Source organism: Janthinobacterium sp. GW458P (genome assembly GCF_002127585.1).
Classification (GTDB): Bacteria; Pseudomonadota; Gammaproteobacteria; order Burkholderiales; family Burkholderiaceae_D; genus Janthinobacterium.
In genome coordinates, this window is record NZ_NEGZ01000096.1 from 1 (window position 1) to 8,893 (window position 8,893).

At 69.6% G+C, this 8,893-nt stretch carries 8 protein-coding genes; 6 read left to right on the plus strand and 2 right to left on the minus strand.

Translation table 11 applies throughout. From position 1 onward, the window contains the following. The 5 genes from CBW50_RS27425 to CBW50_RS27445 all read left to right on the plus strand — a co-directional run. Window positions 1-335 (plus strand): putative Ig domain-containing protein (locus CBW50_RS27425; RefSeq protein WP_139842672.1); only part of this gene is annotated, 335 nt, incomplete at its 5' end. A 56-nt stretch (window positions 336-391) separates the two neighbouring features. Further along, window positions 392-1,912: a TolC family protein gene (locus tag CBW50_RS27430; RefSeq protein WP_086148432.1), complete on the plus strand. Its 1,521-nt coding sequence runs from the start codon at window positions 392-394 to the stop codon at window positions 1,910-1,912. An 8-nt stretch (window positions 1,913-1,920) separates the two neighbouring features. Beyond that, the gene (locus tag CBW50_RS27435) at window positions 1,921-2,655 is read left to right on the plus strand and encodes an efflux RND transporter periplasmic adaptor subunit (protein ID WP_086148433.1); all 735 of its coding nucleotides are present in this window, start codon (window positions 1,921-1,923) and stop codon (window positions 2,653-2,655) included. 8 nt (window positions 2,656-2,663) lie between these two features. Further along, a complete protein-coding gene (locus tag CBW50_RS27440; RefSeq protein ID WP_086148434.1) occupies window positions 2,664-3,986 on the plus strand; it encodes an HlyD family efflux transporter periplasmic adaptor subunit in 1,323 nt (440 codons plus the stop codon). Between the two features lie 29 nt (window positions 3,987-4,015). After that, window positions 4,016-6,109, plus strand: a complete 2,094-nt coding sequence (locus tag CBW50_RS27445; protein ID WP_319017136.1) for an HlyD family efflux transporter periplasmic adaptor subunit — start codon at window positions 4,016-4,018, stop codon at window positions 6,107-6,109. Window positions 6,110-6,154: 45 nt separating this feature from the next. Here the strand turns inward: CBW50_RS27445 and CBW50_RS27450 are convergent, their stop codons facing one another. Continuing rightward, window positions 6,155-6,793, minus strand: coding sequence for an NAD(P)H-dependent oxidoreductase (locus CBW50_RS27450; RefSeq protein ID WP_086148429.1), 639 nt, complete (start codon window positions 6,791-6,793; stop codon window positions 6,155-6,157). Window positions 6,794-6,901: 108 nt separating this feature from the next. Next, entirely contained in the window at window positions 6,902-7,900 is a 999-nt protein-coding gene (locus CBW50_RS27455; RefSeq protein WP_086148430.1) for an aldo/keto reductase, read from the minus strand. 112 nt (window positions 7,901-8,012) lie between these two features. Here CBW50_RS27455 and CBW50_RS27460 point away from each other — a divergent pair. After that, window positions 8,013-8,893, plus strand: an 881-nt coding sequence (locus tag CBW50_RS27460; RefSeq protein ID WP_086148431.1) for a LysR family transcriptional regulator, incomplete at its 3' end; no start/stop codon positions are given.

Sequence of the window (8,893 nt, forward strand, 5' to 3'; positions counted from 1 at the left end):
TGGCGTCTGTCGCGCTGCAGACGGCCGATGGCCGCGCCTTGCCGGCGTGGCTGCATTTTGATCCGCAAACGGGCCGCATCAGCGGCAAGGCGCCGGCCGGCTGGGACGGCGAACTGGCGCTGCAAGTGGTGGCGCGCGACGCGACGGGCCAGGTCAGCGTGACGCGGCTGCAGCTGAAGGCGGACGCCAAGGCGCCGGCCCGGCCGGAGCAGGAGGGCGCCAAGGACGCCGCCGCGCCGGCCAAGGCGGCGCTCGACGAGCAGCTGCGCCAGCTTGGCCAGCAGGCGTTCGAGCAGCAGGTGGCGGCGTGGCTGGCGGCCGAGGACATGGCGTGAGGCGGCAAGGGACGACCATGGAAATGAAGAATTCGATGACTATTCAGGAAATGTGCATGCAAAAGAAAGAGCAACCCATCCCTGGCGCCGCCCGCTACAGCCTGGCGGCGCTGGTATCGGCCCTGGTCCTGAGCGGCTGCGCCGTGGCGCCGGCGCCGCTGAGTGAAGGAGCGCGGCGCGCTACCCTGGGCGACGACCGCCAGGCCATGTTCGGCGCGCAGCCCGCGCTGAGCGGGCCGGTCAGCCTGCAGGAAGCGATGGCCCGCGCGCTGAAGTACAACCTCGATTACCGGGTCAAGCTGATGGAAGAGGCGCTGGCGCAGCGCCAGCTGGACCTGTCGCACCTGGACATGCTGCCCAAGCTGGCCGCCGGCGCCGGATTCACGGCGCGCAGCCGCGAGCTGGCCTCGTCGTCGCAGAACGTGGCCACGGGCACGCAGTCGCTGGTGCCGTCCGTGTCGACGGAAAAGCAGCAGCATACCGCCGACCTGAGCCTGAGCTGGAACGTGCTCGACTTTGGCGTCAGTTATTACAACGCGCAGCAGCAATCCGACCGCGTGCTGATCTTGCAGCAGCGCAAGCGCAAAGTGACGCAGCAATTGATGCTGCAGGTGCGCGAAGCGTGGTGGCAGGCCGTCGGCGCGCAGCAGCTGCAGGGCCGCATCGACGCCTTGCTGAAGGAGGCGGAACTGGGGCTGGCCGATGCGCGCCAGGTCGAGCAGCAAAAGCTGCGCTCGCCGCTGGAAACCTTGCAGTACCGGCGCCAGCTGCTCGACGTCATCCGCCAGATGGGCATCGTGCGCAATACGCTGGCGCAAGCCAAGCCGCGCCTGGCCGCCATCATGAATCTGCCCACGGGCGCGGATTTTCAGGTGGCCGTCCCGGCCGGCATGCCGGTGCCCAGCCTGGGACTGGCGCTCGAGAAGATGGAAGAAATGGCGCTGCTGAACCGCCCCGAGCTGGGCGAAGCGCGCTATGTGGAGCGCATCGGCGTCCTGGAAACGCGCAAGGCCGTGGCGAAGCTGCTGCCGGGCCTGGAATTGAGCGTCGGCGAACGCTACGACAGCAATAAATTTCTGGTGAATAACTCCTGGAGCGACGCGGGGCTGCGCGTCAGCTGGAACCTGCTGAACCTGTTCAATGCCGGCACCATCAAGCGCTCCGCGCAGGCGCAGCTGGACCTGGCCAAGGCGCAGCGCCTGGCCTTGAACATGGCGGTACTGACCCAGGTGCACGTGGCTTATCTGGACCTGCAGGGCCGCAGCCGCCAGTTTGCGCTGGAAAAGGAGTTGAACGAGGTCGAACAGAGCATTTTTGAACAGAACCGCAACGCCAGCGCCAGCGGCGCGCAAGGCCGCCTGCCGGCCATCCTGTCCGATGCCAATGCCGTGTTTTCCTCGCTGCGCCTGTACCAGAGCTATGGCGACTTGCAGAATGCATATGGACAGATGGGGGCCAGCATGGGCCTCGACCCCTTGCCGGAAAGCGCCGCCAGCGACGAGCTGGCCGTCCTGACGGATGCGTTCCAGGGCGCCGAAACGCAATGGCAGGGCAGAGTGGGCGGGGGCAGCCGGTGAAGCGGACGATGCTGAAAGTGCTGCCGCTGGCCGGCCTGGTTGCGGCGGGTGCGTTCGCCGCGCCGTCGCCGGCGCCGGCCAGCGGCGGCGACGGTCGCGTGCGCGTGCAATTGATGGCGCGGCAAGCCGTGACCCTGTCCGGCGAGGTGGCGGCCAGGATCGCCGCCTTGCCCGTGGCCGAAGGGGCCAGTTTCAAGCGCGGCCAGGTGCTGGTGCAATTCGATTGCGGCACCTACCGCGCCCAGCTGAACAAGGCGCAGGCGACGCTGGAAGCGGCCAACCGGCTGGCCGAGGTGAATAGCCAGCTGGCCAGGCTCAATTCGGCGGGCACGCTGGAAGTGACGCAGGCGCAAGGGCGGGCCAAGGAAGCGGCCGCCGAGGCGAACTATATGCAGGCCGTCGTGGGCAAGTGCGCGATCGCCGCGCCGTTCGCGGGACGCGTCGCGCGGCGCGCGGCGGCCGTGCACCAGTTCGTCAATCCCGGCACTCCCGTGCTCGACATCGTCGATGCGGGGCCGCTGGAACTGCGCATGCTGGTGCCGTCGAAATGGATAGGCACCCTGAAGGCGGGCAGCCGCTTCACGGTTGCCGTCGACGAGCTTGGCACGAGCGTGCCGGCGCGCATAGAGCGGCTGGGCGCGCAAATCGACCCCGTCAGCCAGTCCATCCTGGCCGTCGGCGTGATCGACGGGACGGGCGCCAGCCTGCTGCCGGGCATGAGCGGCTGGGCCAGCTTCAAATAGGGATGCGCATGGGGCAAACGGAGAGTAGCCGCAGCCTGGCCGGCCTGGTCGCCCTGATGCGGCGTGCCCGCGCGGCGCCGGATGCGGCCCAGCTGGGTTTTGTGATGGTCAATGAAAGCCAGCAGCTGCTGGCGTACCGCCAGGCGGCCCTGTGGCGCGAGGGCGTGCAGCGCCACGTGGCCGCCTTGTCGGGCCTGTCGGAAACCGATCCCACGGCACCCTATGTGCAGTGGCTGGGGCGCTTGTTCCGCCACCTGGACGGGGCCGCGGGAATGGGCGAGGGGCGGGTGCTCGATGCGGCCGCGCTGCCGCCCGCGCTGGCCGCCGACTGGGCGTCCTGGCTGCCGGCGGAAGTCCTGTGGCTGCGCCTGGACGGCCAGGGCGCCTTGCTGCTGGCGCGCGCCGAACCGTGGAGCGCCTATGAACAGAAGCTGGCGCAGGAACTCGCGCATTGCTACGGCCATGCGCTGGCCCGGTTTGCGCCGCGCCGCAATGCGCGCGAGCTGGCCTTGACATGGCTCAAGCCGGGGCCGCGCCGGCGCAAGCTGCTGCTGGCCATGCTGCTGGCGGCCTGCGTGCCGGTGCGCCTGAGCGTGCTCGCGCGTGCCGAGGTGGTGCCGCGCGAGCCGCTGCTGCTGCGCGCGCCCTTGTCCGGCGTGATCGACAGCATTGCCGTCGAGCCCAATGCGCGCGTGGCCAAGGGAACGCTGCTGTTCTCGCTCGACGCCACCCAGCTTGCCGGGCAGTTTGCGCTGGCCAGCCGCGAACGCGAGACGGCGCAGGAGGGCTACCGCGTCAGTGCCCAGCTGGCCGTGACCGATGACAAGGGCAAGCTGGCGATGGCGCAGGAACGCGCGCGCCTGGAGGAAAAAAGCATCGTTGCCGACTACAGCGGACGCGAACTGCGGCGCCTGCAGGTGACGGCGCCGGCGGCCGGCGTGGTGGTCTTCTCCGACCGCAACGACTGGCAGGGCAAGGCGGTGGCGGTGGGCGAAAAGGTGATGACCCTGGCCGACCCGGCGCAGGTGGAGCTGGCCGCCTGGCTGCCGGCCGCCGAGGCGATCGAGGTGGCCCCCGGCGCGCGCATCACCCTGTATCCGAACGGCGCGCCGATGCTCTCGCACGAGGCGCAAGTGACCCGCGTCGCCTACAAGGCCGAGGCGGTGGAGGGCGGCTTGCTGGCCTACCGGCTGCAGGCGCGCTTCGCCGCGGGCGCCACGCCGCGCCTGGGGCAGATGGGCACGGCCAAGGTGTATGGCGACTGGGTGCCGCTGATCTACTACATCGTGCGCCGGCCGCTGACGGCCGCGCGCCAGTGGCTGGGATGGTAGGCGCGGCGGGAGCGGCGCGGGAGGGGGCCTTGCCGCCGCTGCGCCAGGAACTGACCCTGCACGCGGGCGTCGCGCAGGCGGACGGCTCGCCCAGCTGGACCCTGCACGACCCCAGCGTCAACCGTTTTTACCAGCTGGGCTGGGCCAGTTTCGAAGTGATCCAGCGCTGGCGCCTGGGCAGCGTGGCGCGCGTGCTCGATGCCGTCCATGCCACCACCACGCTGCAGCTGACGGCCGATGACGTCGATGCCGTGCTGGCCTTCCTGTCGCGCCACCAGCTGCTGGTGGCGGCGACGGCCGAACAGAGCGACGGGCTGTGGCAGGCGCGCCGCGCCAGCCGTCCCAGCGGCGCCATGTGGCTGCTGAAGAACTACCTGTTCTTCCGCATCCCCCTGCTGCGCCCGGAAGCGTTGCTGCAGCGCCTGCTCCCATGGTGCGGCTGGCTGTTCCAGCCGCGCTTCTGGTGGGCCATGGGCGGCGTGCTGCTGCTGGCGCTGGCACTGCTGTCGCGCCGCTGGGACGAGTTTACACATACGTTTTCCGCGTATGCGGGCTTGAGCGCGGCCATCGGCATCGGCGCTTCGCTGAGCCTGGCCAAGATCGCGCACGAACTGGGTCATGCGCTGGCGGCGCGCCGTTTCGGCTGCCGCGTGCCCGCCATGGGCGTGGCCTTCCTCGTCATGATGCCGGTGCTGTACACGGACACGAATGAAGCGTGGAAGCTGCGTTCGCGCCGCCAGCGCATGCTGATCGGCGGCGCCGGCATGCTGGCCGAGCTGCTGTTGGCGGTCTGGGCCACGCTGCTGTGGTGCGTGCTGCCGGACGGCCCCGTGCGCGCCGGCGCCTTCCTGCTCGCCTCGACCACGTGGCTGGCCACGCTGGCCGTGAATGCCAGCCCCTTCATGCGCTTCGACGGCTATTTCCTGCTGGCCGACTACGTGGGCATCCCGAACCTGCACGGGCGCGCGTTTGCGCTGGCCGTGTGGCGGCTGCGCCAGTGCCTGCTGGGACTGGACGATCCGGCGCCCGAGTACTTTGCACCCGCCACCGGGCGCCGGCTGATCATGTTTGCCTGGGCCACCTGGCTGTACCGCCTGGTGCTGTTCCTGTCCATCGCCCTGCTCGTGTACCACCTGTTCTTCAAGGCGCTGGGCCTGCTGTTGCTGTTCGTCGAGCTGGGCTGGTTCATCGTCCGCCCCGTCGCCGGTGAACTGCGCGTCTGGTGGCGGCGCCGCGCGGAACTGGCATGGTGCCGCGAAACGCGGCGCAGCGCCGTCATGCTGGCGGCGCTGCTGGCGCTGGTGCTGCTGCCGTGGCGCGGCGAACAGGCCGCGCCTGCCGTGCTGGGCGCGCTGCAGTCGCAGGGCCTGTATGCGCCGGCCGCGGCCGAGGTGGAACTGGTGCTGGTGCGCGAGGGGCAGATGGTGGCGGCGGGGCAAGCGCTGGCGCGGCTGCGCTCGCCCACGCTGCAGCTGCAGCTGGCGCAGGCCGAGGTGCGCGAGCGCCAGCTGGGCTGGCAAGTGGCGCAGCAGGCGTTTCACAGTGAATGGCAGCAGCAGGGCAATGTATTGCAGCGGCAATGGCAGGCGGCGCAGGAACAGCTGGCCAGCCTGCGCCAGCAGCAGGGCCGCCTGGCCGTGCAGGCGCCGTTCGCCGGACGCGTGACGGGCAGCAGCGACGCGCTCAAGCCGGGCACGGTCGTCGCCGAAGGCGAGCACCTGCTGGACGTGATCGCGCCGGCGGGCGCCAGGGGTGAAGCTTATGTGGGGGAAGAGGGCCTGGCCGGCCTGCAGCCGGGGCAGGCGGCGCGCTTCGTCGCCGATGGCGGCCAGCATGGCGTCGTGCGCTGCCGCATCGGCGCCATCGACGGATTGAACCTGCCCGTGCTCGAGCAGCCTTTGCTGGCCTCGACCTATGGCGGCCCCATCGCCGTGGAAGCGCGCGAGCGGGGCCTGGTGCCGCAGTCGGCCATTTTCCGCGTGCGCCTGGACGCCTGCGACAGCGCCCGCGCGCCGCTGCGCGAAATGGCTGGCGTGGCGCGGCTGCAGGGCGAACGGCACAGTTTGCTTGAACTGGGCCTGTCGCGGCTGGCGGCCGTCGTGCGGCGGGAAGGGGGCTTGTAGCGCGCGCGGCCGATGGCTTCGCCGCCATCGGCCGTCGCGCGGCGCTTAGGCCAGCTCGGTGATGAACTGTTCGCGCGCGGGGCGTACTTTTTTCAGGTCCACCAGCCAGTCGCCCGCGCCGGCGCGGTAGCCGAGCGGCAGCATGACGACGGAGCGCAGGCCTTTTTCGCGCAGGCCCAGGATCTCGTCGACCTTGGCCGGGTCAAAGCCTTCCATCGGCGTCGAATCGACTTTTTCCTGCGCCGCGGCGATCAGCGCCGTGCCCACGCCGATATACGCCTGGCGCGCCGCGTGCTGGTAGTTCGTTTCCGCGTCGCGCTGCGGATACGTGGCCAGGATCTGCTGACGGTACGCTTCCCAGCCTTCGTTCTTGAAGCCGCGCACGGTGTTGACCAGGTCAAAGCGGGCGTTGATGCGTTCGGCCGTGTAATTGTCCCAGGCGGCAAACACCAGCAGGTGCGAGGCGTCCGTCACTTGCGACTGGTTCCACGCGTGCGGCTTGATCTGCTCGCGCAGGGCCGGATTCGTCACGACGAACACTTCATACGGGTGCAGTCCGCTGGAGCTGGCCGTCAGGCGCACGGCTTCCAGGATGCGCTCGACCTTCTCTTGCGGCACCGTTTTCGCCGAGTCCATCTTCTTGGTGGCGTAGCGCCATTGCAGTGTTTCGAGCAAATCGGACATGTGAATCCCTTTCAGAGTGAATAGTTCAGATTGAAAATGATAGCGGATTCAGCCATTTCAAGTGCGGCGCCGCAAAGAGAGTTGTATAGATGAGCTGTCGCGTGCCGTTTACAGCTCCACCATGGCCAGCTCCGTGTCCGGATAGCGCGCTCCTTGCACGCTGGCGGGCGCGATGGCGGCGCCGATGGCTGCCAGCTCGGCGTCGCTCAGGGCAAGTTGCGCGGCGGCGACGTTTTCTTCCAGGTGGGCCAGGCTGCGGGCGCCGGGAATGGGCACGATGGCGTCGCCCTGGGCCAGCAGCCAGGCCAGGGCCAGCTGGGCCGCCGTGGCGCCGCGCGCGGCCGCCAGGCGCTGCAATTCGGCAACGAGATGCCCGTTGGCCGCCATCGCGGCAGGCTGGAAGCGGGGCAGGCTGTGGCGGTAGTCACCTGGCGCCAGTGCGGCGCTGGAAGTGAGCTGGCCCGTCAGGAATCCCCGTCCAAGCGGGCTGTACGGCACGAAACCGATGCCCAGCGCGCGGCAGGCGGGCAGCACGTCCGCTTCCACGCCGCGGCTCCACAGCGAGTATTCGGACTGCACGGCCGCAATCGGGTGCACGGCGTGGGCGCGGCGCAGGGTGGCGGCCGACACTTCCGACAGCCCCAGGTGGCGCACCTTGCCCGCCCGCACCAGTTCCGCCATGGCGCCCACCACGTCTTCGATGGGCACGGCCGGATCCACGCGGTGCTGGTACAGCAGGTCGATGCACTCGATGCCGAGCCGGGACAGCGATCCTTCCACGGCCCGGACGATGTGCCCGGGGCGGCTGTCCACGCCGGCCATGCGTGCCACGCCCTGGCCGTGCGGCAAGATCTTGAAGCCGAACTTGGTGGCGACGGCGACTTTGCCGCGCAGCTGTTTCAGGGCGCGGCCTACCAAGTCCTCGTTGGCGTAGGGGCCGTAGACTTCGGCCGTGTCGATCAGGGTCACGCCCAGCTCCACGGCCCGGTGCAGCACGCGCAGCGAGGTGGCTTCGTCGGCGCCGCCGTAGGCAAAGCTCATGCCCATGCAGCCCAGGCCGATGGGGGCGACGCGCAAGCCGGAGTGGCCCAGTGTTCTGTGTTCCATTGTCATTTCCTTTCAAAAAAAGATGCAAGGAGTATGGATGAAGCAACAGCATGCGATAAGATGGCTAATCCTGCATGCATTACTGAATATGGCTCATGAATTTTCTTCGACTATGGCTGATCTGAACGAATTGACGGCCTTTGCCGCCGTCGCCCGCCTGCGCAGCTTTCGCAAGGCGGCCCTTGAGCGGGGCGTGTCCGCCTCCGCCCTCAGCCACGCGCTGCGCGCGCTGGAAGAGCGCCTGGGCGTGCGCCTGCTGAACCGCACCACGCGCAGCGTCACGCCGACGCAGGCGGGCCAGCAGCTGCTGGCGCGGCTGGAGCCGGCCATGCGCGAGATCGGCGACGCCTTGCGCGACCTGAGCACCCTGCAGGATGAACCGGCCGGCAGGCTGCGCCTGAACGTGCCCCGTCCCGCCGCCCGGCTGCTGCTGGCGCCCATGCTGGCCGGTTTTGTGGCGCGCCATCCGCGCGTGCAGGTGGAAGTGGTCACCGACGACGGCATGATCGACATCGTGCGCGACGGCTACGACGCCGGCATCCGCTTCGGCGAGCAGGTGGCGGCGGACATGATCGCCGTGCCGGTGGGCGCGCCGCAGCCGTTCGTGGTGGTGGCGTCGCCCGCCTACCTGGCGACGCACGGCGCACCCGCCGCGCCGCGCGAGCTGCTGGCGCATGCCTGCATAGGCCGGCGCTTTCCCAGCGGCCGCCAGTATGCGTGGGAGTTCGAACAGGATGGGGAAGCCGTCAGCATCGCCGTTGCCGGCCCGCTGGTGTTTGACGACGATGAACTGATGCTGCGCGCGGCCCGCGACGGCGCGGGGCTGGCCTACGTGTACGCGGCCGACGCGCGCGCCGACATCGCCGCCGGCCGCCTGGCGTGCGTGCTGGAGGACTGGTGTCCGCGGCCGTCGCGCTATTTTCTGTATTATCCGGGCCGGCGGCAGATGCCCGCGGCGCTGCGCGCCTTTGTCGACATGCTGCGCGCCGGCGG

Bases quoted from the DNA above. Each gene is read 5' to 3' on its own strand.
- CBW50_RS27430 (WP_086148432.1), top strand. From the start codon at position 392: ATGCAAAAGAAAGAGCAACCCATCCCTGGCGCCGCCCGCTACAGCCTG.
- CBW50_RS27435 (WP_086148433.1), top strand. From the start codon at position 1,921: ATGCTGAAAGTGCTGCCGCTGGCCGGCCTGGTTGCGGCGGGTGCGTTC.
- CBW50_RS27440 (WP_086148434.1), top strand. From the start codon at position 2,664: ATGGGGCAAACGGAGAGTAGCCGCAGCCTGGCCGGCCTGGTCGCCCTG.
- CBW50_RS27450 (WP_086148429.1), bottom strand. From the start codon at position 6,793: ATGTCCGATTTGCTCGAAACACTGCAATGGCGCTACGCCACCAAGAAG.
- CBW50_RS27455 (WP_086148430.1), bottom strand. From the start codon at position 7,900: ATGGAACACAGAACACTGGGCCACTCCGGCTTGCGCGTCGCCCCCATC.